This is a genomic window from Salinivibrio sharmensis (assembly GCF_001995985.1).
Taxonomy (GTDB): Bacteria; Pseudomonadota; Gammaproteobacteria; order Enterobacterales; family Vibrionaceae; genus Salinivibrio; species Salinivibrio sharmensis.
The window spans coordinates 36838-62037 of record NZ_MUFC01000011.1; the positions used below are offsets into that span (position 1 = coordinate 36838).

Sequence of the window (25200 nt, forward strand, 5' to 3'; positions counted from 1 at the left end):
TTAAATATCCTTCAAATAAGTCGGCGTCTCAATCGGCCACAGTGGTTGGTCTTGGTCAAAGGCCTGCCAAAGCTGGGCGAAGGTACGGCCATCGCCAGGAATGACTTGGTCAGGGCAGAGCTCGGCGAGTGGCCAAAGGGTAAAGGCAAATTTGTAGATATCGTCTCGAGGCAACATCGGCCCTTTGGCTTGGCAGTGTTCGCCAAACGTGAGTAAATCGATGTCAATGGTGCGATCGCGACATTTAGGATCGTTGCGCTCTCGGCCTTGTTGCGACTCAACCTCACGAACGGCTTGCCAAAAGTCGTGTAACGGAAGCGAGGTGTGAAGTTCGGCAATCAGGTTATAAAAGTTGGGGCCGTCGAATCCCACCGGTTCGGCTTCAAAAATGCGAGAAAAGCGACAGTGTGGGTCGAGCTGACGCAATGCTTTAACGGCTTGTTCGATATGACGATCTCGCTCAATGTTAGAGCCGATACTGAGTAATGCTTGTGTCACCGTGTGCCTCGCTCTATGACTACACCGACATTTTTGGCCTGAGCGACCGCGCCTGGTTTCGCCACCCGTACTTTAATCCAACGGACGCCAAACTGGGTTTGAATTAAGTGGGCAACTTCTTCCGCCACCCGCTCGATTAACGCACAGCGGCTGGTTTGTACATGGGCGATAACCGCCTCACTGATACTGGCATAATCAAGCGCCAGTGCCACGTCATCTTGCTGGGCGGCGGGTTGATTATCGTGTGCCATTTCAATATCGAACACCAGCTTTTGCTGGATGGTCTGTTCCCAATCGTAGACACCGATAGTGGTGTACACGTCGAGTTGTTCTATGAATACGGAATCCATGTTTTTTCACACTCCGTGACAGGTCGGATACCACTGTGGTAAGAAAGTTCGTATTATTGGACGAGTTCATTGACAGATGGATACGCAATGCGTTCCGATCCATGATAGGTTTATCGATGAACGTCGGCGCACTATAGCAACGAATGCGGCACAAACTCTAGGGATTTCACATGACTGCACTGGCCATTGCCATCATCATCGCTGCCTATTTACTTGGCTCTGTGTCCAGTGCCGTATTGGTATGCCGCGCGTGTGGCTTGCCGGACCCCAGAGATCAAGGGTCTAAAAACCCAGGAGCCACCAACGTTTACCGGCTCGGTGGCCGGTTTGCGGCGGCTTTGGTGCTGTTGTGTGACATGCTGAAAGGTACCATCCCTGTATGGCTTAGCTATTTGATAGGGATTAACCCCTTCTTGCTTGGTTTAATCGCCATAGCGGCCTGCCTGGGTCATATTTATCCTGTTTTTTTTCACTTTCGTGGTGGCAAAGGCGTGGCGACTGCGCTTGGCGCGATGGCGCCGATTGGTTTGAGCTTAACTGGCCTGCTGGTGGCAACCTGGGGACTGGTGCTTGTGTTGACAGGCTACTCGTCACTTAGTGCCATCGTCACCGCGATCGTCGCCCCGCTATTTACCTGGTGGATCAAGCCGCAATTTACTATGCCAGTTGCCATGCTTTCGTGTTTGATTTTGTTTCGTCACTACGACAATATCCGGCGCTTGCTGGATGGCGACGAAAAACCTGTGCTTCTTGGTTGGTGGCGACGCTAGCGGTCGTAACATGAACTGATGGTGACCTGAGCGACAGGTTACAGGTTGGCGGGTTAGCCGAAAAAAGGCAGCGTTAAGGCTGCCTTCTTTCTGTCTGTGTGGTGTGCTGGTGGTTAGGCGTCGGGCTCTACCGCGGCCAGGGTGTCGAGAGGCCAACGTGGCTGCGCTTTTACACCCAACCCCATATGCTCGCCGTTTTTAAGCCGCTGCATCCCCGCATAAGCGATCATCGCGCCATTATCGGTACAAAACTCAGGGCGAGGATAGAACACATCGCCGCCGCGCTTTTGCGTCAGCGCCTCCAGCTTTTCCCGTAAATGACGGTTGGCACTCACGCCGCCAGCGACCACTAAGCGATTCAGGCCGCATTGGTCGAGTGCTCGCTTACATTTGATAGCTAAGGTATCGACCACGGCGTCTTGAAACGCATAGGCAATATCGGCGCGTGTTTGCTCGTCGGTGTCATTGGCGGCAATGGTATTGGCAGCAAAGGTTTTTAAGCCTGAGAAGCTAAAGTCTAAACCGGGACGGTCGGTCATCGGGCGTGGGAAGGTAAAACGCCCATGGGTGCCGTTTTCTGCCAATTTAGACAGCAAGGGGCCACCGGGATAATCGAGATTCATCAGTTTAGCTGTTTTATCAAAGGCTTCGCCGGCGGCATCGTCAATTGACTCACCAAGAATGCGATACTGACCAATCCCTTTCACTTCGACCAACTGTGTGTGTCCGCCAGAGACCAACAAGGCAATAAACGGGAAGGGGGGAGGGTTATCTTCTAGCATCGGGGCGAGCAGGTGACCTTCCATATGATGAACGCCCACGGCGGGGACTTGCCAGGCATAGGCCAGGCTTCGACCAATGGTTGATCCCACAAGCAGGGCACCGACCAACCCCGGGCCAGCGGTATAGGCAATACCGTCAATCTGTTCGGGGGTGAGGTTGGCTTCTGCCATGACCTCTTTAATCAGCGGCAAGGTTTTCTTAACATGATCACGCGAGGCAAGTTCAGGCACCACGCCACCATAATCGGCGTGAAGCTTAACTTGGCTGTAAAGTTTATGTGACAAAAGGCCTGCGTGGTCGTCGTAGATGGCGACGCCGGTTTCGTCACAAGATGTCTCTATGCCTAGAATGCGCATCATAACCTCAGAATAACAGCCGATAGAGTAAGCGCTTAAGGCTATTGGCTACGTAGCGTAGCGGCCCAAAGCGAAGAAGACAGTGTCAGCGCAGGCTGACCGTGCGCGCAATCTTACATGGCTTAGAAGTAATTCGCCAGATGCGCTTTACAATCGCCCCCTATTCGGATTAGAATTTCGCACCATTTTTAATCAAGGCTGGCCAATTGTTCGCCAGCAGTAACTGACAACCCCCGAGGTGAAAGGCACATGCCAGTAGTTAAAGTACGTGAAAACGAACCATTTGACGTAGCACTGCGTCGCTTCAAGCGCTCTTGTGAAAAAGCAGGTATTCTTTCTGAAGTTCGCCGTCGCGAGCATTTTGAAAAGCCAACTACCGTTCGCAAACGCGCTAAAGCCGCTGCTCAAAAACGTCACCTGAAGAAGTTGGCACGCGAAAACCAACGTCGCGTACGTCTGTACTAATAAAGACAGATTCAGGAAGGTGCTATGGAATTGCTTGAACGTCTAAAAGACGCCCAGAAAACGGCGATGAAACAAAAAGACAAGGCGCGTCTAGGGACGCTTCGCCTTGTTATGGCAGCCATTAAGCAGCAAGAAGTGGATACCCGTCAGTCGCTGAGCGATGACGAGATCCTGGCTGTGCTGACCAAAAATGTGAAGCAGCGCCGTGATTCCGTAGCCCAGTACCAAGCAGCCGGTCGCGATGATCTAGCCGAGACAGAGCTTGCCGAGATTGCGGTGATAGAAGAATTTCTACCCCAACCTCTAAGCGATGACGAGGTCGATGCATTGGTGAAAGCAGCGGTTGAAAAAGCCGGTGCATCGTCAATGCAAGACATGGGCAAAGTGATGGGGGTATTAAAACCCCAAGTTCAAGGCCGTGCTGATATGGGGAAAGTAAGCCAGCGTGTCAAAGCACGCCTAGGCTAAGGTTTCCTCGCTTTAGAACAAGCCGTGCTTTCCTATTTGGACGGCGCGGCTTGTTTGCTTCTCTCCCTATAAATTTCAGGTTATGGCAGGCAGAATCCCGCGCGCATTCATTGATGACTTGCTTTCACGTCTCGACATCGTTGAGATCATTGATGCACGGGTCAAGCTTAAGAAAAAAGGCAAAAACTATAGCGCCTGTTGCCCTTTCCATAACGAAAAAACACCCTCATTCAGTGTGAGCCAAGACAAGCAGTTTTATCACTGCTTCGGATGTGGTGTGCACGGCAACGCCATCGATTTTGTGATGGAGTTTGAGCGACTCGAATTTCCTGATGCCATCGAGGAGCTGGCCAGCACGCTTGGCTTAGAGGTACCTCGTGAACAAACGGGGGGCGGTCAAGCACGCCCGAGTATGCCCAGTGATGACAAGCGTCAGATCTACGAGATGATGGAAGCCATTGCTCGTACCTACAGTGGCGAATTACGCACTGAAGCCGGGCAAGTGGCTATCGACTATCTCAAGCAACGCGGCCTGTCCGGAGAAGTGGTAAAACAGTTTGGTATTGGCTTTGTGCCAGATAAATGGGACACCATTAAACGCCGCTTTGGTCGCAATCAGGCTGATCTGCGCCAGTTATTGACCGCGGGTATGCTGATTGAGAACGATAACGGTCATAGCTACGACAGATTCCGTGGCCGCGTGATGTTCCCCATCCGTGATCGCCGTGGGCGAGTGATTGGTTTTGGCGGACGCGTATTAGGTGATGGCACACCCAAATACCTCAACTCACCAGAAACGCCGATTTTCCATAAAGGGCGTGAACTATACGGCTTGTATGAGGTGATGCAACGTTATCGCCACCCAGAGCGTATACTCGTGGTAGAGGGATACATGGACGTGGTCGCGTTGGCGCAATTTGGCGTGGATTATGCTGTGGCCTCCTTGGGGACCTCGACCACAGGCGAACACATTCAAACCCTTTTCCGTCAAACCGGTACTATACTGTGTTGCTACGACGGCGATAGAGCAGGGCGTGATGCCGCTTGGCGGGCGATGGAACAGGCCTTGCCCTATATTCATGATGGCCGCCAATTAAAATTTATGTTTTTGCCCGACGGTGACGATCCTGACTCGATCATTCGCCAAGAAGGCAAAGAAGGCTTTGAGCAGCGGCTGGGCGAGGCACAAAGTCTATCGACCTTTATGTTTAATACCTTGCTCAAGCAGGTGGATACCAGTAGCCAAGAGGGCAAAGCCAAACTGGCCAACTTGGCAGTGCCACTGATTGAAAAAGTGCCGGGTGATACGCTCCGTCTTTATTTGCGTAATACCTTAGGGCAGAAGCTCGGGATTATGGATGACCATCAGCTGGATACCTTGATTCGTCGTCAGGGGCAGCCGGTGAAGGTCCATGGCCAGCCAGATATCAAGCGTACGCCGATGCGTGAGGTGATTGCTCTGTTAGTGCAATACCCCAAACTCGGCCAAGAAGTGCCGCCGTTACCCTCGGCCGACACCATTGATTTGCCTGGGTTAGCGCTGTTAAACCCGATCCTTGAGATCTGTCGACAGCGCCCCCATATCACTACCGGTCAGTTGCTAGAGCACTGGCGGGGAACCAAGCAAGAAGCCTTGCTAGCCCGTTTGGCTGGCTGGGATCTTCATGTTGACGATGAAAATGCGTCAGAACTTTTTTGCGACTCACTGGATAAAATACTCGCCCAGTGTGTCGAACAACAAATAGCCAAGTTGCAAGCGAAGTCAAATACCGTCGGCTTATCAGTCGAAGAGAAGCGGGAACTGATGCTACTCATACAGAGCCAGTCCGTTTAGAAAGTAGCCAGCAAAGGTGACATTTGTTAAAATTGGCGGTTTGCGTTTCCGCATACTAAATTCTTCACTCAGACCCGAAGTTGGATATCGTCTATGGATCAAAATCCGCAGTCACAGCTGAAGTTGCTTGTCGCAAAAGGCAAGGAGCAAGGCTATCTGACCTATGCCGAAGTTAATGACCACCTCCCGGAAGACATTGTCGATTCCGACCAAATAGAAGACATCATTCAGATGATCAATGACATGGGCATTCAAGTGGTGGAAGCCGCGCCAGATGCCGATGAATTGATGATGTCAGAAACCGTGGCCGACGAAGACGCAGCCGAAGCGGCGGCGGCAGCACTTTCTAGCGTGGAGAGTGAGATTGGGCGCACCACGGACCCCGTTCGCATGTATATGCGTGAAATGGGTACGGTTGAGCTGCTGACCCGTGAAGGTGAGATCGATATCGCTAAGCGTATCGAAGATGGTATCAACCAGGTGCAATGCTCAGTGGCGGAATACCCGGCCTCGATTGCATCGCTGTTAGACCAGTTCGATAAAGTGGAAGCAGAAGAGCTTCGCTTAACCGACATTATCTCAGGCTTTATCGATCCGAACCAGGATGACGTCGCCCCTACCGCGACCCATATCGGCTCCGAGCTCAGTGAAAAAGAGCTTGAAGACGAAGATGATGAAGACGAAGAAAAAGACGATACCGACGAAGACGATGAGAGTGATGAAGATGTTGGTATCGATCCTGAACTGGCGCGTGAGAAGTTCAGCGAACTTCGTCGCACCTATGCGGCAATGGAAGGCGCGATCCAGCAGTACGGTCGTTACGATGAGCGTACGAAAGAGTCGATCGAAGAGCTATCAGAGACGTTTAAGCAGTTCCGTCTGATCCCGAAACAGTTTGACCGCTTGGTTAATGACATGCGTCAAACCATGGACAAAGTGCGCACTCAAGAGCGTTTGGTGATGCGCCTTTGTGTTGATCAGGCCAAAATGCCGAAGAAAACCTTCGTCCAACTGTTTGCCGGCAATGAGTCGTCGGATGCATGGATTGATGAAGCGCTGAACTCTGGTAAGCCTTACGCAGAGCGTGTGGCGCGTTACGAAGAAGATCTGCGTCGCTGTGTGCAGAAACTGAAAATCATCGAAGAAGAGACAGGCTTGTCGGTTGAGCGTATCAAAGATATCAGCCGTCGCATGTCTATCGGTGAAGCAAAAGCACGCCGTGCGAAAAAAGAGATGGTTGAGGCCAACCTGCGCTTGGTAATCTCGATTGCTAAGAAATACACCAACCGTGGTCTGCAGTTCTTGGACCTTATCCAGGAAGGTAACATTGGTTTGATGAAAGCGGTCGATAAATTTGAATATCGCCGTGGCTATAAGTTCTCAACCTATGCGACCTGGTGGATCCGTCAGGCAATCACGCGCTCGATTGCTGACCAAGCGCGAACCATCCGTATTCCGGTGCACATGATTGAAACCATCAACAAGCTCAACCGTATTTCGCGTCAAATGCTGCAGGAAATGGGCCGAGAGCCGTTGCCTGAAGAGCTGGCTGAGCGGATGTTGATGCCGGAAGATAAAATTCGCAAGGTATTGAAGATCGCCAAAGAGCCGATCTCGATGGAAACCCCAATCGGTGATGATGAAGATTCACATCTGGGCGACTTTATCGAGGACACCACCTTGGAGCTGCCTATGGATTCGGCGACGTCGAACAACCTTAAGATGGCAACCAATGATGTGCTGGCCGGTCTGACACCACGTGAAGCGAAAGTACTGCGTATGCGCTTTGGTATCGAGATGAATACCGACCATACCCTAGAAGAAGTGGGTAAGCAGTTTGATGTGACCCGTGAGCGTATTCGTCAGATTGAGGCGAAAGCGTTGCGTAAACTACGTCATCCAAGCCGCTCCGAAACCCTGCGTAGCTTCCTAGACGAGTAACCCTCGTCTGGCAAAGGCGCCATAAACGCAAAGGCGAGCCATCTGGCTCGCCTTTTTGTTTCTTGTGTGTCGTGACACACGCTATGGTTGTCACTACTAAGTGATAAACAAGGTAGCCAGCCCCAAAAAGGCGAGCAGACCGACCACATCGGTAACCGTGGTGAGCGCCATGCCGCCTGCCAATGCCGGATCAATATTGTACTTTTTCAGCAACGTCGGTATTGCTACCCCGGCAATCCCCGCGACAAACAAGTTAACCATCATCGCCCCTGAGATGATTAAGCCTAGCTCCAGGTTGCCTTTCCACAGTACAACCACACCGCCAATGATCATCGACCAGACTAGGCCGTTAATCATGCCAACGGTGGCTTCCTTGGCCAGCAGCCAACGGGTGTTGGAGTCACCAATATGACCAACTGCCAGACCGCGAATCACCAAGGCGACGGTTTGGTTACCGGCCACACCGCCCATAGAAGGGACAATGGTCATCAACACCGCGATGGCCGCCATTTTATCGAGCGTCCCTTCAAACATGTTGGACACCGAGGCTGCGGTTAAGGCCGCCAATACGTTGATCCCAAGCCAAATACTGCGGCGACGTGCACTTTTAAACGCCGGAGCAAAGGTGTCTTCCTCGTCATCGAGGCCGGCCATGCTCATCATCGAGTGCTCAGCGTCTTCACGAATAATATCGACCACATCATCAATGGTGATCCGACCCACTAAGTGGTTGTGTTCATCCACCACCGGCGCAGAGACCCAATTACGGCGCTCAAATAAGCTGGCGACATCACCGTCATCCATGGTGACGCTGATCGCTTCATCGGGCGCATCCATAATGTCAGCGATATCAGTGTCGGGTTGATTCACCAACAGGGCACTGATCGGTAAATTACCAATCAAGCGGCCGTTGGGATCGATCACATACAGGGTATCTGTAGTGTCGGGTAACTCACCGCGCATCCGCAAATAGCGCAATACCACATCCACGGTCACATCATCACGAATGGTGATGACGTCGGTGTTCATGATCCCGCCAGCAGACTCCTCGGGGTAGGAGAGGGCTTGCTGTACCCGCGTCCGGTCTTGGGCATCCATTTCCGCCAGCACGTCTTGGGAGACGTCTTGTGGCAAGCTGCGCAGCAAGTAAGCGACATCATCGGTTTCCATCCCCTCTGTCGCTGCCGCGAGCTGATCAGGGGCCATGCGAACCATGATGCCGTCTTTCACATCTTCCGAGAGCTCATCAAGGATTTCACCTTGATCTTCCGGGTCGGTGAGCTGCCAAAGCACCAGACGCCCTTTCGGCGGGGAGGCTTCTAAAAGGTGTGCCGTGTCTTCTGGCTCCATGTCCTCGAGCATACGGCGTACGCGAACAAACATGCCTTGCTCAAGCAATCGAGTGACTTCTTGGAGCCGTTGGTGGGTTAGGTTACTTTGTTCTTGTTCTAATGTTTCTGCCATCGGCCACTCCCCCAAATGCAATGACTAAAATTCTAACCTAATCAGGGAAGTCTGTCGCATGACAAATCGGTTATCGGCGGGATTTAGCGCTATCCACTACGCTGGTCAGCGCAGTGGTGTAGAAGAGAGGGAGCGGTTAGCTGTCTTCGTCGAAGCCAGCTTCGAATAATGCCTTCACGGCATCGAGGGCAGGTGATGCTTGCGGGCCGGTGGCTGAAACGGTAATGGTTTCCCCTTGCGCGGATTCCAGCATCAGCATCGCCATTACACTGTCAGCGGTGGCGGATTTATCCGCGCTTTGCAACACCACATCGGCATCATAATCTTGCACCAGTTCAACCAGCTTGATCGCAGCGCGTGCATGCAAGCCTAAACGATTTCGAATGCATACCTGTGCCGTTACTGTGGTCACTGTTTTTGCTCCAAGGTACGGTGGCGGGTTTGCACTTGCTCGCCCAACTCTTGGAAGTAATCCGACAGATACTGCGCCACATAGACAGAGCGATGTTTGCCCCCGGTACAGCCAATCGCCACGGTCACATAGCTACGGTTATTATTTTTCAGCGCAGGTAACCAAGACTCGAGAAACCCTTTAATTTGTGCCACTAACATGGCCACGTCAGGCTGGGCGGCGAGGAACATACGCACCGGTTTTTCCAACCCTGTATGGGGGCGCAGTGCCGGCTCCCAATGCGGGTTGGGGAGAAAGCGCACATCAAAGACATAATCGGCATCGGCCGGTAAGCCATGCTTAAAGCCGAACGATTCAAACACCATCACCAAGTCGCTACTTGTGCGCCCCAGTACCAGTGAACGCACAGACTCACTTAAGTCATGAATCGACAAACCTGTGGTATTGATCACCCGATCGGCGTGCTCTTTAATCGGCGCCATTTGCTGACGCTCCGCCAAAATGGCTTGCTCTAAAGAAAGGTTTTGGCGAGACAATGGGTGTAAACGACGGGTTTCACTGAAGCGCTTAATCAGATCTTTATCGTCGGCGTCCAAATAATAGACGGTAACATCGCAAATTTCGCGCAGCGCAGCCAAGGTATCGGCTACCGGCTCTTTGGCGTTGGGAAGGTTACGAATATCAAGACTGACCGCAATTTTGGCGTCGGCATCGTCTTGCGACACCACAAAGTCGCGAAGTAGGTTGACTGGCAGATTATCAACGCAATAGTAGCCAAGATCCTCGAGCACGCGCAATGCCACTGACTTTCCCGAGCCGGAACGGCCACTGACAATTTTTAGCATCATAGTTCGCTCCCGTCAGCGTTGCCCATTATTGGGTAATGATATTGTACAGCTCTTGGTCGGAGTTGGCATTACGCAACTGGCGACAAAGCTTTTTATCATTGAGCTTTTCAGCGATCGCAGACAGGGTTTGCAGGTGCACTTTACATTGCTCGTCCGGCACTAACAGGGCAAAGAGCAAATCGACCGGGCGCTTGTCTACCGCATCAAACTCAATCGGCTCGGCACATTGCAACAGCACACCAACGGCATGTTGGCTGTCGAGGGTGCGGCCATGGGGAATGGCAATGCCCGCCCCGATCCCGGTGGTGCCGAGCTTTTCGCGGCTTAACATGCATTCAAACAATTTTTGCGCGTTGGTGCCCAGCTTATCCGCAGCAACCTGGCTGATAATTTCCAGGGCGCGTTTCTTGCTAGAGCAGTGGACGGCACTGCGTGTGCAGTCCACTGACAGTACTTCTTTAAGTTCCATAGCTTAGTGCTGTTTGAGCTTTTCTTTGTGTTTACTCAGTTGCTTGACCAGCTTATCGGTCAGCCCGTCGATGGCCGCATACATATCATGCGATTGTGCTTTTGCATGGATCTCCCCGTTGTTAACGTGGAGCGTCGCTTCTGCAATCTGGTCGAGCTTTTGGACATTCAGTACAACATGGACATTATTAATGTGCTCGAAAAAGCGCTCGAGTTTAGCAAACTTGGTCTCCACATACTCGCGTAGTGATGGCGTGACGTCGACAGACTGTCCGGTCAGATTGATTTGCATACACACTTTCCTTCTGTTGAGGCGCCTAAAGTAGACGCTTGCGCTGGTTTGACGGTGCAATACCCAGAGACTCTCGGTACTTCGCAATGGTCCGTCGTGCAACTTTAATGCCTTGCTCGGCCAGCAATGTGGCAATCTTACTGTCACTGAGCGGCTTATTTGCTGGCTCGTCAGCAACCAATTTTTTAATCAGAGCTCGAATCGCCGTGGATGAGCACTCGCCGCCATTGTCGGTACTGACGTGGCTGGAGAAAAAGTACTTCAGCTCGAAAATACCGCGTGGCGTATGCATATACTTTTGGGTGGTGACACGGGAAATGGTCGATTCATGCATATCGACATCGAGGGCGATGTCGTTAAGCACCATCGGCTTCATTGCCTCTTCCCCGTACTCAAAGAAGTCATGTTGATGCTCGACAATACAGCGCGCTACTTTCAGCAAGGTGTCATTGCGGCTCTCCAAGCTTTTAATCAGCCATTTGGCCTCTTGCAGGTGCGAGCGAATAAACTGGCTATCAGAGGGGCTACAGCCATTACGGCCATAGGCCGCATACTGCTCGTTCACTTTAAGCTTGGGCACGCTATCTGGGTTGATTTGAACCACCCACTGGCCTTGGTGCTTAAACACGGACACATCAGGCACCACATATTCGGCCTCATTGGTGACAATCAAGTTGCCTGGGCGCGGCTCGAGGCTATGGATCAGTTGCATCACGGATTTAAGCTCAGGCTCTTTAAGCCGGGTTTCACGCATTAACTGGCGATAATCACGGTTAGCGAGTAAGTCCATGTGCTCGGTCAGTACCTTCCGCGCCTCATCAAGCCACGGGGTATCGGCATCGTAGGTTGCCAGTTGCAGCATTAAACATTCTTGCAGTGAGCGAGAGGCGACGCCGAGAGGATCAAAATGTTGCACGCGTTTAAGCACCGCTTCGACTTCGTCAAGCTCAATCTCTTCGCTGCCTAAGCTATCGAGGATCTCTTCGGTACTCACTGACAGGTAACCTTGATCGTCCACCGCATCAATGATCGCCATCGCAATCACCTGATCGTTTTCGGAGAAGGGCGTGAGCTCGAGCTGCCATTTCAAATAGTCGTAAAGCGTTTGGGTGGTTTCGCCTTGATAAACCGGTTGGTCATCGTAACCGCTCGCCCCAACGCCTGTATTGCCTGTGCCAGCAGAGTATAAGTGATCCCAAGTGGTATCGACGGGGAGATCGTCCGGCATTTCGTTTTTCTCAAAGGCGTCCGACGTTTCCATGGTGTCCGCGCTGGCAGTCGCGGTTTCTTGCTCGCCCGTGTCTTGATCATGGGTTTGTTCGCGCTGACTGGCCTCTTGCTCTTGGCCTTCATCATGTTCCAACAGCGGGTTGCTTTCCAACGCTTCTTGGATTTCCTGTTGCAAGTCCAGCGTCGACAGTTGCAACAGACGGATCGCCTGTTGCAATTGCGGTGTCATTGCGAGTTGCTGTCCAAGCTTAAGCTGAAGCGTGGGTTTCATAGAGGCTGTACACCTTTCCTTATTTCAACGACCAAAGAGGTTAAAACCGCTTGCTCTGGCTAACAGGGCAAGCGCTCTTTATTAACTATAGCCATGATTGGCAGTTTTTAGCGTGAGCAAGTCCACTATATTTTACCCAACCGACCCACTGAGCTGGGGTTATCGGGTCGATTATAATTTGAACTGATCACCCAAGTAGACCCGTTTAACATGCTCATCATTGAGCACTTCATCAGGGGTGCCGTGTGCAATCAAGTGTCCTTGGCTGACAATGTAAGCATGTTCACAGACACTCAACGTTTCGCGCACATTGTGGTCGGTAATCAGTACACCCAAGCCACGATCACGTAAATGCTCGATGATTTTCTTAATATCGATTACCGATATCGGATCGACCCCGGCAAACGGTTCATCCAGCAAAATAAACTTCGGGTTGGCTGCTAAGGCGCGGGCAATTTCCACCCGGCGGCGTTCACCCCCCGATAGGGCCATGCCCAGGCTGTCACGGATATGTTGGATATTAAACTCATCGAGCAAATCTTCCGCTTTGTCTTGACGTTCTTCTTTGCTCAGAGACTTGCGGGTTTGCAGCACTGCCATCAGGTTATCGTAGACGCTCAGTTTACGAAATATCGAGGCCTCTTGTGGCAAGTAGCCAATCCCTAAACGCGAGCGGTTATGCATTGGCTGAATGCTGATGTCTTTATCATCGATATAGATGGCGCCCTCGTCACGGGCCACCAAGCCGACAATCATATAAAACGAGGTGGTTTTGCCGGCGCCATTGGGCCCCAGTAGGCCGACGATTTCACCGGATTTTACCTCCAGGCTGACATCGGCGACCACTTTTCGCCCTTTATAACTTTTCGCCAAATTGGCCGCTGTGAGTGTTGCCATGTGGCCTCTTATTGCGCGTCTGTCGTGGATGAATCTTCAGAGGAAGACTTTTTGGTACTTGGTTGCAAAATGGTGGTTACCCGTTTGGTGCTATCACTTTCTGCCACAAGCTGTTGCTTGTCGATTTCATAAGTGATCACATTGCCTTCTACTTGGTTACCACTTTGCTCGAGCATCGCATTGGTCGACATTTTGAGAAATTCATTGCCCACTTCGTAGCGCAGTTTGTTGGCTTCACCATGAATTTCTTTGCCATCATCCATGGTTTGCTCAAACGTGGCCGGCTTACCATAAGCCTCGATGGTTTCATCCCCCTCTTGGCCTTGGGGGCGAATCACGACCAGTTTGTCAGCCAGGATTTTAATGCTGCCTTGGGTCAGTACCACGTTTTGGGTAAAGGTTACCGTATTAGTGGCCATATCTAGGTGCTGGCTTTCTGACTCGATATAAATAGGTTGCTCAGTATCACTGCTTAGTGCCAGTGAGTAATGCGACAGCAGCAACATGGCACCTGCCAGCGCTTTAACGAGGGGTCGTTTCATATCGGCCTCTAACATCGTCTAACAATTCCATCTGGTGGTTACCGAAATTTCCTTTTACCCGTTTACCTTTGGTTTGAAAGCGGGTGCCGGTGATCGTCGTTGGACTCTCTGACCAAAAGTCTCGTGTAGTGAGATTCAAGGTCACCGAATCGGTGGCTACCGAGTCAATTTGTGCATTCGGTAGTAGGTTAAAAATACGCACGTTACCTGTCATGGTTAGCAGGTGGTCGTCGGACAAAATCGCATAGTTAGCGCTGACACGCCACTCTTCTTCTTTGCCCGCCTTGTAGGTCCAAAGCACGGGTTCATTGAAATGGGTTTCGTCAATTTTAGCGTAATGCTCAAGGTGTTTGGCTTGCACCGTGTAGCTACGCACACCGTCTGCATTATATTGGACGGTTTCAATCGCTTCGCCAGTAAACAGGGGTTTTTCGGCATCAGGCGTCACCTGTTGTACCCGCTGCCAACCATGCTGAACCAATAAATAGTAACCGCTCACTGCGCAAAGCACGATCAGTATAAGCAGGCCCAGCCGCCGGATCATAAACTCAAGCCCTTGTGTTGGTCGAGTTCGCCACGTGCCTCTAACATCAGGTCGCACACTTCACGCACCGCGCCAAAGCCACCGCCTGTTTGGGTAACAAAGTGCGCGCGGCGCTTCAGGAGTGGGTGGCCATCGGCGACACAGCATGACAGCCCCACTTTTTCCATCACTGGCCAGTCAATCAGATCATCACCGATATAGGCAGTGTGGGCGGGTAACACGTCACACTGGCGGCATAAGTCTTGATACGCTGCAAGTTTATCGCTTTGTCCTTGATACACATGTTGGACACCAAGGGCATGCATTCTGTTCGCGACAATTTGCGATTGGCGGCCAGTGATCACGGCGACTTCAATGCCGGCGTTCATAATTGATTTGATGCCATACCCATCACGGGTATGGAACGCCTTGAGCTCTTCGCCATGATTGCCCATGTAAACGCGACCATCGGAGAACACGCCATCAATATCGCAAATCAGCAACTTTATCGCCGCGGCGCGTTGAAATACGTCAGCGGCCACAGGGCCATAAAGGGTGTCAATCACAGTGGAAGCCATTACATTACTCCGGCTTTTAAAAGGTCATGCATGTTAAGGGCGCCAAGCAGCTGGCCGTCTTTGGCAACCAGCAACCCGTTAATTTTGCGCTCTTCCATGAGTTTGAGTCCTTCTGCCGCCAGCAGTTCCGGCTCAATGGTGACCGGATTTGTCGACATCACCGAGCCGATGGTGGTGGTGTGCAGGTCAATACGCATATCCAGCAAGCGACGCAAATCGCCATCGGTAAACACGCCTGTTAGCTGCCCGTCGCTGTCGACAATGGCTGTCATGCCCAAGCCTTTTTCTGATACTTCTAACAGGGCATCACGAACTGTGGCGGTTTCTTTGACCGCGGGCAAACGCGCGTCTTGATGCATCAAATCACTGATGCGTAATAACAGTTTACGCCCTAGTGCGCCACCTGGGTGGGAGAGGGCGAAATCGTTCGCGGTAAAGCCTCTGGCTTGCATTAATGCTATCGCAAGGGCATCGCCCATCACCAAGGTCGCCGTGGTGCTGGAGGTAGGGGCCAAGGCCAATGGGCAGGCTTCTTGCGGGACATGAATATTAAGATTCACTTTCGCGAGCTGACCCATGCTGGAATTAGGGTTGCCGGTCATACAGACCAAGGGGATCCCGAGGCGTTTAATCACGGGCAGCAAGGTTAAAATTTCCCCTGCTTCACCCGAGTTAGAAATAGCGAGTACCACATCACCTTGGTGAATCATGCCCAGATCGCCGTGGCTGGCTTCCCCTGGGTGGACAAAAAACGCCGGTGTACCCGTGCTGGCCAATGTCGCGGCAATTTTTTTACCAATATGGCCGGACTTACCCATGCCCATCACCACAACCTTGCCAGTAGCGTGCAAAATAAGCTCGCACGCGGCCTCGAAATGGGCATCAATTGCCGTTTTTAGTTGCGCAATCGCGTCTTGCTCAATGTTGAGCACATCAAGCCCGGCACGGCGAAAATCAAAACTGTAGTCACTCATACTTGTGTCCGTTTAGGCTGCCGCATTCACAAATAGGTAGCCTTGATAGCCGATATAACAAAGGAGAAAAACAGCGCCTTCAATGCGGTTAATACTGCGTGATTTGCCGAGTGCAAACACCAGCAACATGATAGACAGCACCAACATAATATAATAATCGCGGCTCATGGCATACTCACTGATCGCCGAGGGGTTAAGTAACCCTGGGATCCCCATCACCGCGAGAATATTGAACACGTTTGAGCCGATGATGTTGCCGACAGCCAAGTCATCTTCGCCTTTCATCACCCCGGCAATCGACGCGGCAAGTTCAGGCAAACTGGTGCCAATAGCGATGATGGTCAAGCCAATCACCAGATCGCTCATGCCAAAGTACTGTGCGATGGTCACCGCCGAGTCGACCACTTGATCCGAGGAAACCAGCAGTAACGGTAAGCCGATAATGATCCACAGCACCGCTTTCAGGTTACTGACATCATTCGGGATATCCGATTGCTGGTCGGCAAGAATCGGGTCAGTGCCGCCAGAGTCTTTGCCGATTTTCAGCATCATTAAGATGAAAATCACAAACAAGGTGAACAGGCCCACCCCTTCAAAGAAACCAAGGTGATTGTTCCAAAGCAGCACCCCAGCCAATACGGTGACCCCCAACATCAGAGGCAGCTCGCGACGAATAATGGTCGAGCCAATAGACAGGGGCTTGATCAGTGCAGTAAAGCCTAGGATCAACGCGATGTTGGCGATGTTAGAGCCCAATACATTCCCCACGGCGGTGTCGGTTTTATCCGCTAAGGCGGCATTAGCCGAAACCATCATCTCGGGGGCGGAGGAGCCCATCGCCAAGATAGTCATCCCGATGACCAGTGGAGAAACGCCGTAGTTTTTCGCGATTGCTGCCGCGCCGAACACTAATCGGTCGGCACTCCACACTAGCACGATGAGTCCAACAATGAGTATGGCAACCGCTATGACCATGACACCTATCCTTTGCGTTTTTTGATTGGGTACAAATGAGGTGCAATTCTGACGGCTAACGGGGTAAATGTGAAGCGAAAAGCCCGTGCTTTAGCGATGAAATCGGCGATTTCATTCATCAACATGAGAGTTGTCGCCGTGAAACGGTCGCCATGAAACGGTCGCCATGAAACACTCACCATGAATGCCCCGTTACATTTGCCGGACGTAAGCTGACCGATGTCTGACACGAAAAGCGAAAAGAAGCTGCTATTATCAGGGATAAGTCACGTCCTGTGGGCGCTGAGAAGCGGCGTGGCTTGTGTTAGGGTGGTTGACGACTTATTATCAGCCACTTAATTTTGTTCCTTTATAACCATGAGATGCGGCCATGGCAGCACAGAGCCTGATAGATATCAGTGGGATGACCTTCTCACGGGGCAATCGATGCATTTTTGACAATATTGATTTGCAAGTGCCACGTGGCCAAGTAACCGCGATCATGGGGCCCTCAGGTATTGGTAAAACCACCTTGCTACGCTTGATTGCCGGTCAGCTTAAACCGGATGCGGGCGAGATTGTGTTTGATGGCCACGCCATTCCTACCCTAGGACGACGCAAGTTGTTTGAAGTCCGTCAGCGTATGAGCATGCTGTTCCAATCAGGGGCATTATTCACCGATATGTCGGTGTTTGATAACGTCGCTTTCCCGCTGCGCGAACATACCGATTTAGACGAGTCGCTGATTCACACCATCGTGATGCTCAAGCTCGAAGCGGTGGGCTTACGTGGCGCGCAAGGATTAATGCCCAGTGACCTGTCTGGCGGTATGGCACGTCGTGCGGCACTCGCACGCTCAATAGCCCTAGACCCTGAACTGATTTTGTTTGATGAGCCTTTTGTCGGCCAAGACCCGATTACCATGGGCGTATTGGTTACTTTGATTCGCCAGCTTAACCAAGCGCTGGGGTTGACTTGTGTGGTGGTCTCACACGATGTTCCCGAGGTCATGAGCATTGCTGATCATGTTTATTTACTGGCCGATAGCCGCATTATTGCCAGTGGCTCGCCCCAGTCGCTGCGTGACAATCCAGACCCCTGGGTCAAACAATTCTTAGAAGGCCATGCCGATGGCCCTGTGCCTTTTCGCTATCCCGCTGGCGAGTTAACGCAGGAGATTTTCCGGTGATCAGAACACAAATTGAAGATGTGGGCCGCCGGGCGATGCGTGTCGCTGAGTCCATGGGTCGCGCAACCTTTGTGATGGCAGGCGCACTGATTGGCCGTCCGCAGCCGAGTAAAACCTTCCCGTTATTGGTCAAACAACTCTATTCAGTGGGGGTTCGCTCACTGGCGATCATCATGGTCTCAGGCCTGTTTATTGGTATGGTGCTGAGTTTGCAAGGGTACCTGGTCTTATCAGACTTTGGCGCGGAAACCAGCCTTGGGCAAATGGTGGCCTTGTCGCTGCTGCGTGAACTTGGCCCCGTGGTGACCGCCTTGTTGTTTGCTGGCCGCGCCGGGTCAGCGCTGACTGCAGAAATTGGCTTAATGAAAGCCACTGAGCAGCTCTCGAGCCTTGAGATGATGGCGGTCGACCCGCTGCGTCGGGTGATTGCCCCGCGCTTTTGGGCGGGCGTGATTGCCATGCCTCTGCTGGCAGTGATTTTTATGCTGGTGGGCATTTGGGGCGGCGAGTTGGTCGGCGTCGACTGGAAAGGCATTGATCACGGTAGTTTTTGGTCGGTGATGCAAGCGTCGGTCGACCTAGGTTATGACGTGGGCAACGCACTGATCAAAAGTGTGGTGTTTGCGGTGGCTGTGACCTGGATTGCCCTTTTTAACGGCTATGATGCCACGCCGACATCGGAAGGGATCAGCCGCGCCACCACGCGCACTGTGGTACATTCATCGTTGGCCGTGCTTGGCCTAGACTTTGTCCTTACTGCACTCATGTTTGGGAATTAATCATGCAACAGAGTCGTAAAACAGAATTTTGGGTAGGTTGCTTTGTCATTGCTGGCATCGCAGCGTTATTGGTTTTGGCGTTTCAAGTGGCAGACGTCCAACGTTGGGGGCGGGCAGATACCTACACGTTAACCGCTGAATTCGACAATATTGGTGGCTTGAAAGTGCGCTCCCCCGTCAAAGTGGGCGGTGTGACCGTCGGTCAGGTCACAGATATTTCATTGAGTGCAGAGACGTATGTCCCTCAGGTTACCTTGCAAATAAACGCAGACGCTGGGCGATTTCCCGAATCAAGCTCGGCATCGATTTACACCGCAGGGCTACTGGGTGAGCAGTACATTGGCATTACCCCAGGTTTCGTGGATGAAGCCCTCGGTATTGGCTATCTCGACGCAGGAGATAAGATTCAGGACACCAAATCGGCACTGGTGCTAGAAGATTTGATTGGTCAGTTCCTCTATAGCGTTGGTGACAAGGAGTAAACAGCATGAAAAAGACATGGATCGCACTGAGCAGCGCCGTTTGCCTGCTGGTTTCAAGCCTTGGCACTGTGGCACAGGCGAGCGAGCCGGTTGATCAATCCAACCCTTATCAGCTCATCGAGCAAGTGGCGGACAACACCTTTAGTCGCTTGCGTAAAGACCGCACCTTATTCCGCGCCGATCCGGACTTGCTGCGTGATGTGGTCAAAGACGAGTTGCTGCCTTATATCCATACCCGGTATGCGGCATCGCTGGTGTTAGGGGCGCAGTATTATCGCAAAGCGACACCGGCGCAGCGTGATGCCTTTACCGAGGCATTCACTGAATACATGATTGCCTCTTATGCTCAAATCCTGCTCGAATATGATGACCAGGACGTCGAGGTACAAAAGGATCAGCCGATTGCCCCGGACGATAAAATTGTCAAAGTGCGGGTGGACATTACTGACTCGTCACGGCCGCCAATTCGTCTTGATTTTAGCTTACGTAAAAATACTCGGACAGGAAATTGGCAAGCCTATGACGTCACCGCTGAGGGTGTGAGTATGATCCAGTCTAAGCAGTCGGAGTGGAAAGCGCCGCTACGTCGTGATGGCATTGATTCGGTCATTGAACAATTAAAAACCTTGGCAGAGCGCCCCATCCGTCGAGAAGACAAGCAAAAACAGGACGCCTCATGAGCATCCGCTTAACCGCCGGGGACGGGCAACAGTATCACTTGTCAGGGCGATTAGATCGTGACACAGTGCCTGATTTTTGGCGTCAGCGTGACCAGTGGCTCCCCGCCGACACCGCCTTGAGCCTGGATTTAAGCGCGCTGTCACGCGTCGATTCGGCAGGCATGGCGATGTTGCTACACCTTGATAAGCAACTACGTAGTCAAGGAAAGCAGGTGCGTTACCAAGGGGTGCCAGAGCAGCTTAAATTGTTGTTAACGCTGAGCAATTTAGAAACATTTTTTGACGATGCTGAGCATCAAGAAGGGGTTTAAACGTGGAAGCAAGCGAAGTTAAAGCCATTTTAGAGGCAGCTTTGTCAGTGGACGAGCTGCACGTGAAAGGCGATGGCAGCCACTTTGAAGTGATTGCTGTGGCAGAGATGTTTGACGGGATGTCACGTGTGAAAAAGCAACAAACGATTTATGCACCGCTGATGGAGCATATTGCACGTAATGATATCCATGCTGTCAGTATTAAAGCGATGACCCCGAGTGAGTGGGCGCGCGATAAAAAGCTGATGCAGTTGTAAGAGGGTCTGATGCAAAAGTTTCGAGTGACGGGCAATGGCCCGCTAAAAGGTGATGTGGCCATTTCCGGCGCGAAAAATGCCGCCCTCCCGATTTTATTTGCTTCACTACTGGCTGAAGAGCCGGTCGAAGTGGCGAATGTCCCTAAACTGCGTGACATTGATACCACCATGGCACTGTTATCTCGCCTCGGTGCCAAGGTCAATCGCAACGGCTCTGTGCATGTGGATGCCAGCGACATTACCGAGCTATGTGCCCCTTATGATTTGGTCAAAACCATGCGCGCGTCTATTTGGGCACTTGGGCCGTTGGTGGCACGCTTTGGTAAAGGCGAAGTGTCATTGCCAGGCGGCTGCGCGATTGGGGCTCGTCCGGTGGACTTGCACATCAATGGCCTTGAGCAGCTGGGTGCCACTATTACCCTGGATGAAGGCTATGTGCGCGCCACCGTCGATGGTCGCTTACAAGGCGCCCATATTGTGATGGACAAAGTCAGCGTCGGTGCGACGGTCACCATCATGAGCGCAGCCACCTTGGCTAACGGCACCACAGTGATTGAAAACGCCGCACGTGAGCCAGAGATTGTCGATACCGCCAAGTTCCTCAACATGCTGGGTGCCAAGGTGTCAGGTGCAGGCACGGATCGGATTGAAATAGAAGGGGTAGAACGCCTCGGCGGCGGCAAGCACTCGGTGGTGGCTGATCGGATTGAAACCGGCACCTTCTTGGTGGCTGCGGCCGTGTCTGGTGGGCATATTATTTGTCGCCATACCTCGCCTGAGTTACTCGAAGCGGTATTGCACAAGCTCGAAGAAGCCGGGGCTAAAGTCGTCACTGGTGATGACTTTATTGAGCTCGACATGACTGACCGTGAGCTAAAAGCGGTGAATGTACGCACAGCGCCGCACCCTGGCTTTCCAACCGATATGCAAGCCCAATTTAGCTTGCTTAACTTGGTGGCCAAGGGCACGGGCATTATCACCGAAACCATCTTTGAAAACCGCTTTATGCACGTCCCTGAACTGCAGCGCATGGGGGCCCATGCAGAAATTGAGGGCAACACCGTGATCTGTGGTGACACCGATAGCTTAAGCGGTGCGCAAGTGATGGCCACGGATTTGCGCGCCTCGGCGAGCTTGGTAATTGCTGGTTGTATCGCTAAGGGCGAGACCATTGTCGATAGGATTTATCATATCGATAGAGGCTATGAGCGCATCGAAGATAAACTTCAAGCGTTGGGCGCGAAAATAGAGCGGATTGACGCGGAGTAACCTCGTCTTACACTCGATACACAAACGCCAGCATCCAGCTGGCGTTTTTGATGGCACGAACCGTTAAGTGCAGAGAGTGGAGAGCAGCGGATAGCACTAGCGGCGCTGCCTTTCATCACCCACCTTGACGGGCAGTGTCAGGGTGTCTCCATCACGAATGAGGGTCACATCGAGCGTTGAGCCTGGGCGAGTATCAGTGACCATATCCATGGCACTGCGTGCGCCACGTACCGCTTGCCCATCAATCTTAATAATTAAATCTTGCGGTTTGATGCCGGCTTTATCCGCCGGTCCCCCTTGGTCGACCCCAGACACCATCACCCCTCGTTGTTGTTCGGCATCGAGCAGGCGTGCCATCACTGGATTCACATCGCGACCATCAATGCCGATATAGCCTCGGATCACTCGGCCATCGGCAATCAGTTTGTTCATGATTTTTTCGGTCAACCCGTAGGGGATCGCAAACGAGATCCCGTAGGTTTCCAAATCGGTGGCTTGCTGGAATGAGGCGGTGTTAATACCCACTAACTCGCCGCGACTGTTGACCAAGGCACCCCCAGAGTTCCCTCGGTTAATCGCGGCATCGGTTTGTAAAAAGTCTTGGCGACCATAAAAACTCATCCCGGTACGGCCAGTGGCGGAAATAATGCCATAGGTCGTGGTTTGGCCGAGATTATAGGGGTTACCAATCGCGAGTACCGTATCCCCCACCGCAGGCTGATAACGCTCGTTGACCGGGATCACGGGCAAGTTATCGGCTTGCACTTTAAGCACCGCTAAGTCGGTGCGCTGGTCTTTGCCGACCATTTGCGCAGTGAAAATACGGCCATCTTGCAAAGCCACAATCACCTGATCGGCTTCGGCGACTACGTGGTAGTTGGTGACGATATAACCTTTAGCACTCATGATCACCCCTGATCCAAGTCCCTGGGTATTAAGCGCTAGCCTGTCGTTGCCAGTGTAATTGCGAGTGTAGATGTTGACCACTGCGGGTGATGCGCGTTTAACCGCATAATTAAATGACACCAATTCAACTGGCTTTTCGTCGTCATTGTCGGCAAAAGAAAAGTCCGATAACAGGCCAGAGCGTAAGTCTGGCACCGTCACCAACAATAAGGCAGCCGTCACCAAGCCAATAATCACAGAGCGAATCAATAACGCCAGCATAAACAATGCCATCCTCAAGCAACTTAACGCGGAGCTAGAGAATAGCATTGTCGGCGAGGGTTGGGGAAATCATCACCGCGGTCTGGGCAAAAAAATGCCTGCCGAGGTGGCAGGCATCAATTGACGTTCATTATGTGTCAGTTCGCGACCTAGCGGATCACCAGGTACAGCGAGCTGTTATCGCGAACGATATTGAGCGCTAGCACGCTAGGCTTGTCTTCCAGCAGTTTGCGCAGATCGCCGAGGTTCTCAACCTTGTGGCGGTTTAGGCCGACAATCACATCGCCTTCACGCAAGCCATAGCGCGCGGCGAGGGAGCCTTCTTCAATCGCTGTCACTTCTACCCCGGCCGGTTCGGTGTCGTGATTTTTCAGCTCAGCACCGGTGAGCGCTTTATGCAGGTTATCAGCCTTGGTTTGCGTCTGGCTCGCTTCTTTAAGGGTGGTATCCATTTCTAGGTTTTCACCGTCGCGGATAACCCCCAAGGTCACTGGCTTGCCCGCGCCTAAGGTGGCAATTTTGGCGCGTAATTCACCAAAGCTGCGGATGCTCTTACCGTTAACCGACACAATGATGTCACCGGCTTCTAAGCCTGCTTCTTCTGCCGCAGACTCTGGCATCACTTGGCTAACAAAGGCGCCGTGTTGTGTGGCAAGACCAAAGGCATCGGCGAGCTCTGAGGTGAGTTCGCGCCCGGTGACACCCAGCATGCCGCGGCGCACCGACCCATACTCGATAATTTGGTCGACAAGGCTTTTCGCCATATTGACCGGAATCGCAAAGCCAATCCCGACGTTACCGCCATTGGGGCCTAAAATCGCGGTGTTGATCCCCATTAGCTCGCCATTAAGGTTAACCAGGGCACCTCCCGAGTTACCACTGTTGATCGCCGCATCGGTTTGAATAAAGTTCTCGAAGTTTTCTAGGTTCAAACCGCTGCGCCCCAGTGCCGAGATGATCCCCGAGGTAACGGTTTGTCCCAGCCCAAATGGGTTACCAATCGCCACCGCAAAATCGCCCACGCGCAGTTCGTCTGAGTTCGCGAGCGGAATCTGGGTAAGGTTATCGGCATCTTCTTCGAGCTGGAGAAGGGCGATGTCAGACATTTCGTCGCTGCCAATCAAGGTGGCATCGTACTCGCGTCCGTCTTTGAGCTGCACGCGAATTTGGTCGGCATCATCAATCACATGGTGGTTGGTGACAATATAGCCTTTATCCGCATCAACAATTACCCCTGAGCCGAGTCCACGAAATGGACGCTCTTGGGCTTGCTCGGGCGGTATGTTCGGGCCAAAGAAAAAACGAAAAGCTTCTGGAATACGCTGCTTGGCGACTTTATTGCCTTCAACGGCAATACTCACCACTGCAGGAGACACCTTCTCTAGCATGGGCGCTAAGCTGGGCATAGCCTCGCCGTTAACGGTTTGCGGTAGGGCAGCGTGGCTTGGGAGAGGGGAAAAGGCCGCGCCAAGAGTCAGCGCGGCGATACTCATCGCTAGTAAAGACTTCTTCATCATAGACTCACACTCCGATTGTCAGGTATGAAGTGAGAGTGGGGGCTATCTGAAAAAGTTCAATCCTCCATCAACTCGTCGCGCGTGACCCTTCACCGCTTTTGAGTAGTCCAGAGGCGCTGCCTGAGTAGTCTCTCGGCGGCTCGCTGGTGGTATCGACTTTTACTTCGGTGATTTTACCCAGTCGCTTGGCAAACGGGTTGTCCTGATCGGGCAAGTTTGGCATCAAATCGGTCGAGGTCTTTGCCATGTGTTGATAGAGCTTGTTGTAATCTTTGGAAAGCGTATCGAGCAGCTCCGCGCTTTGGGCAAAATGGTCAACCAGCTCTTGGCGATATTGCTCCAGCTCGTAACGTGATTTTTCTAGCTCCCTTTTCATGTTTTTTTGTTGTTTGAGATCGCGTGTCGTCATGCGGGCAATGAAGAAGCCTACCGCGATACCGATGACGAGAAAGATCAGGCTATTAATCCAGGCCATAACTGCTCCTTGTAGTCACAAGTTGACCACCCACAGATACTACTGACGGGTCAGTCACGACAAGTAAAATCACTTGCCTACTTTAATAATATCGTACATTCCCCATTTACTCAGCAAGGGAAGATTTAGCTCACTATACACGTCGATGCTTATTGG

At 52.1% G+C, this 25200-nt stretch carries 30 protein-coding genes; 12 read left to right on the forward strand and 18 right to left on the reverse strand.

Annotated elements, in window-relative coordinates:
* Together folK and folB are read right to left on the reverse strand one after the other, a co-directional pair.
* Positions 1-498, reverse strand: a complete 498-nt coding sequence (gene folK, locus BZG74_RS11180) for a 2-amino-4-hydroxy-6-hydroxymethyldihydropteridine diphosphokinase (protein ID WP_077772678.1) — start codon at positions 496-498, stop codon at positions 1-3.
* Complete coding sequence (folB, locus tag BZG74_RS11185; RefSeq protein ID WP_077772679.1) at positions 495-848, reverse strand: dihydroneopterin aldolase; 354 nt, start codon at positions 846-848, stop codon at positions 495-497. Before folB ends, folK begins: the two co-directional genes overlap by 4 nt.
* A 170-nt stretch (positions 849-1018) precedes the next feature.
* Here folB and plsY point away from each other — a divergent pair, with 170 nt between their 5' ends.
* Complete coding sequence (gene plsY / locus BZG74_RS11190; RefSeq protein ID WP_077772680.1) at positions 1019-1618, forward strand: glycerol-3-phosphate 1-O-acyltransferase PlsY; 600 nt, start codon at positions 1019-1021, stop codon at positions 1616-1618.
* A 113-nt stretch (positions 1619-1731) separates the two neighbouring features.
* On the opposite strand, the gene tsaD is transcribed toward plsY, so the two are convergent.
* A complete protein-coding gene (gene tsaD, locus BZG74_RS11195; RefSeq protein ID WP_077772681.1) occupies positions 1732-2757 on the reverse strand; it encodes a tRNA (adenosine(37)-N6)-threonylcarbamoyltransferase complex transferase subunit TsaD in 1026 nt (341 codons plus the stop codon).
* Positions 2758-3006: 249 nt separating this feature from the next.
* Here tsaD and rpsU point away from each other — a divergent pair, with 249 nt between their 5' ends.
* From rpsU to rpoD, 4 genes are all read left to right on the forward strand, one after another.
* Complete coding sequence (gene rpsU, locus BZG74_RS11200) at positions 3007-3222, forward strand: 30S ribosomal protein S21 (protein WP_069588141.1); 216 nt, start codon at positions 3007-3009, stop codon at positions 3220-3222.
* A 24-nt stretch (positions 3223-3246) separates the two neighbouring features.
* On the forward strand, positions 3247-3690 hold the full coding sequence (locus BZG74_RS11205) for a GatB/YqeY domain-containing protein (protein WP_077772682.1): 444 nt from the start codon (positions 3247-3249) through the stop codon (positions 3688-3690).
* A gap of 82 nt (positions 3691-3772) precedes the next feature.
* A complete protein-coding gene (gene dnaG, locus BZG74_RS11210) occupies positions 3773-5524 on the forward strand; it encodes a DNA primase (protein WP_077772683.1) in 1752 nt (583 codons plus the stop codon).
* A gap of 93 nt (positions 5525-5617) precedes the next feature.
* Positions 5618-7465, forward strand: a complete 1848-nt coding sequence (gene rpoD, locus BZG74_RS11215; protein WP_077772684.1) for an RNA polymerase sigma factor RpoD — start codon at positions 5618-5620, stop codon at positions 7463-7465.
* A gap of 96 nt (positions 7466-7561) precedes the next feature.
* Here rpoD and mgtE read toward each other — a convergent pair whose 3' ends face one another.
* From mgtE to BZG74_RS11275, 12 genes are all read right to left on the reverse strand, one after another.
* Positions 7562-8929, reverse strand: a complete 1368-nt coding sequence (mgtE, locus tag BZG74_RS11220) for a magnesium transporter (protein ID WP_077772685.1) — start codon at positions 8927-8929, stop codon at positions 7562-7564.
* A 136-nt stretch (positions 8930-9065) separates the two neighbouring features.
* Positions 9066-9341, reverse strand: a complete 276-nt coding sequence (locus tag BZG74_RS11225) for an HPr family phosphocarrier protein (protein ID WP_077772686.1) — start codon at positions 9339-9341, stop codon at positions 9066-9068.
* On the reverse strand, positions 9338-10189 hold the full coding sequence (gene rapZ / locus BZG74_RS11230; protein ID WP_077772687.1) for an RNase adapter RapZ: 852 nt from the start codon (positions 10187-10189) through the stop codon (positions 9338-9340). Before rapZ ends, BZG74_RS11225 begins: the two co-directional genes overlap by 4 nt.
* A gap of 25 nt (positions 10190-10214) precedes the next feature.
* On the reverse strand, positions 10215-10658 hold the full coding sequence (gene ptsN, locus BZG74_RS11235) for a PTS IIA-like nitrogen regulatory protein PtsN (RefSeq protein WP_077772688.1): 444 nt from the start codon (positions 10656-10658) through the stop codon (positions 10215-10217).
* A 3-nt stretch (positions 10659-10661) separates the two neighbouring features.
* A complete protein-coding gene (gene hpf, locus BZG74_RS11240) occupies positions 10662-10949 on the reverse strand; it encodes a ribosome hibernation promoting factor (protein WP_077772689.1) in 288 nt (95 codons plus the stop codon).
* Positions 10950-10974: 25 nt separating this feature from the next.
* Complete coding sequence (locus tag BZG74_RS11245) at positions 10975-12450, reverse strand: RNA polymerase factor sigma-54 (RefSeq protein WP_077772690.1); 1476 nt, start codon at positions 12448-12450, stop codon at positions 10975-10977.
* A gap of 171 nt (positions 12451-12621) precedes the next feature.
* Positions 12622-13347 (reverse strand): LPS export ABC transporter ATP-binding protein, encoded by a 726-nt coding sequence (lptB, locus tag BZG74_RS11250; protein ID WP_046073911.1) that lies wholly within the window; start codon positions 13345-13347, stop codon positions 12622-12624.
* 8 nt (positions 13348-13355) lie between these two features.
* Complete coding sequence (gene lptA / locus BZG74_RS11255; protein ID WP_077772722.1) at positions 13356-13889, reverse strand: lipopolysaccharide transport periplasmic protein LptA; 534 nt, start codon at positions 13887-13889, stop codon at positions 13356-13358.
* Positions 13870-14433 (reverse strand): LPS export ABC transporter periplasmic protein LptC, encoded by a 564-nt coding sequence (gene lptC / locus BZG74_RS11260; protein WP_077772691.1) that lies wholly within the window; start codon positions 14431-14433, stop codon positions 13870-13872. Before lptC ends, lptA begins: the two co-directional genes overlap by 20 nt.
* Positions 14430-14990, reverse strand: a complete 561-nt coding sequence (gene kdsC, locus BZG74_RS11265; RefSeq protein ID WP_077772692.1) for a 3-deoxy-manno-octulosonate-8-phosphatase KdsC — start codon at positions 14988-14990, stop codon at positions 14430-14432. Before kdsC ends, lptC begins: the two co-directional genes overlap by 4 nt.
* Complete coding sequence (locus BZG74_RS11270; protein ID WP_077772693.1) at positions 14990-15964, reverse strand: KpsF/GutQ family sugar-phosphate isomerase; 975 nt, start codon at positions 15962-15964, stop codon at positions 14990-14992. The genes kdsC and BZG74_RS11270 overlap by 1 nt, the downstream gene beginning before the upstream one ends.
* Positions 15965-15976: 12 nt before the next feature.
* Positions 15977-16939: a calcium/sodium antiporter gene (locus BZG74_RS11275; RefSeq protein WP_077772694.1), complete on the reverse strand. Its 963-nt coding sequence runs from the start codon at positions 16937-16939 to the stop codon at positions 15977-15979.
* A 370-nt stretch (positions 16940-17309) separates the two neighbouring features.
* Between BZG74_RS11275 and mlaF the strand changes: the two genes are divergently transcribed.
* Genes mlaF through murA form a run of 7 tightly spaced genes read left to right on the forward strand, consistent with a single transcriptional unit; the run spans position 17310 to position 21885 of the window.
* Positions 17310-18107 (forward strand): phospholipid ABC transporter ATP-binding protein MlaF, encoded by a 798-nt coding sequence (mlaF, locus tag BZG74_RS11280; RefSeq protein WP_077772695.1) that lies wholly within the window; start codon positions 17310-17312, stop codon positions 18105-18107.
* Positions 18107-18886 carry a lipid asymmetry maintenance ABC transporter permease subunit MlaE gene (gene mlaE / locus BZG74_RS11285; protein WP_369801985.1) on the forward strand — a complete coding sequence of 260 codons (780 nt, stop codon included), beginning with the start codon at positions 18107-18109 and terminating at the stop codon, positions 18884-18886. Before mlaF ends, mlaE begins: the two co-directional genes overlap by 1 nt.
* A 2-nt stretch (positions 18887-18888) precedes the next feature.
* Positions 18889-19368, forward strand: coding sequence for an outer membrane lipid asymmetry maintenance protein MlaD (mlaD, locus tag BZG74_RS11290; protein ID WP_077772696.1), 480 nt, complete (start codon positions 18889-18891; stop codon positions 19366-19368).
* Positions 19369-19373: 5 nt separating this feature from the next.
* Complete coding sequence (gene mlaC / locus BZG74_RS11295) at positions 19374-20048, forward strand: phospholipid-binding protein MlaC (RefSeq protein ID WP_077772697.1); 675 nt, start codon at positions 19374-19376, stop codon at positions 20046-20048.
* On the forward strand, positions 20045-20359 hold the full coding sequence (locus tag BZG74_RS11300) for an STAS domain-containing protein (RefSeq protein WP_077772698.1): 315 nt from the start codon (positions 20045-20047) through the stop codon (positions 20357-20359). The genes mlaC and BZG74_RS11300 overlap by 4 nt, the downstream gene beginning before the upstream one ends.
* Positions 20360-20361: 2 nt before the next feature.
* Positions 20362-20616, forward strand: a complete 255-nt coding sequence (gene ibaG / locus BZG74_RS11305; protein WP_077772699.1) for a BolA family iron metabolism protein IbaG — start codon at positions 20362-20364, stop codon at positions 20614-20616.
* Between the two features lie 9 nt (positions 20617-20625).
* Positions 20626-21885, forward strand: coding sequence for a UDP-N-acetylglucosamine 1-carboxyvinyltransferase (gene murA, locus BZG74_RS11310; RefSeq protein ID WP_077772700.1), 1260 nt, complete (start codon positions 20626-20628; stop codon positions 21883-21885).
* Positions 21886-21981: 96 nt separating this feature from the next.
* Here the strand turns inward: murA and degS are convergent, their stop codons facing one another.
* The 3 genes from degS to zapG form a co-directional block, all read right to left on the reverse strand.
* Positions 21982-23052 (reverse strand): outer membrane-stress sensor serine endopeptidase DegS, encoded by a 1071-nt coding sequence (gene degS / locus BZG74_RS11315; RefSeq protein WP_077772701.1) that lies wholly within the window; start codon positions 23050-23052, stop codon positions 21982-21984.
* Between the two features lie 149 nt (positions 23053-23201).
* Positions 23202-24566 carry a Do family serine endopeptidase gene (locus BZG74_RS11320; protein ID WP_101494698.1) on the reverse strand — a complete coding sequence of 455 codons (1365 nt, stop codon included), beginning with the start codon at positions 24564-24566 and terminating at the stop codon, positions 23202-23204.
* A gap of 70 nt (positions 24567-24636) precedes the next feature.
* Positions 24637-25044, reverse strand: coding sequence for a Z-ring associated protein ZapG (gene zapG / locus BZG74_RS11325; protein ID WP_046073925.1), 408 nt, complete (start codon positions 25042-25044; stop codon positions 24637-24639).
* Between the last annotated feature and the right edge of the window lie 156 nt (positions 25045-25200).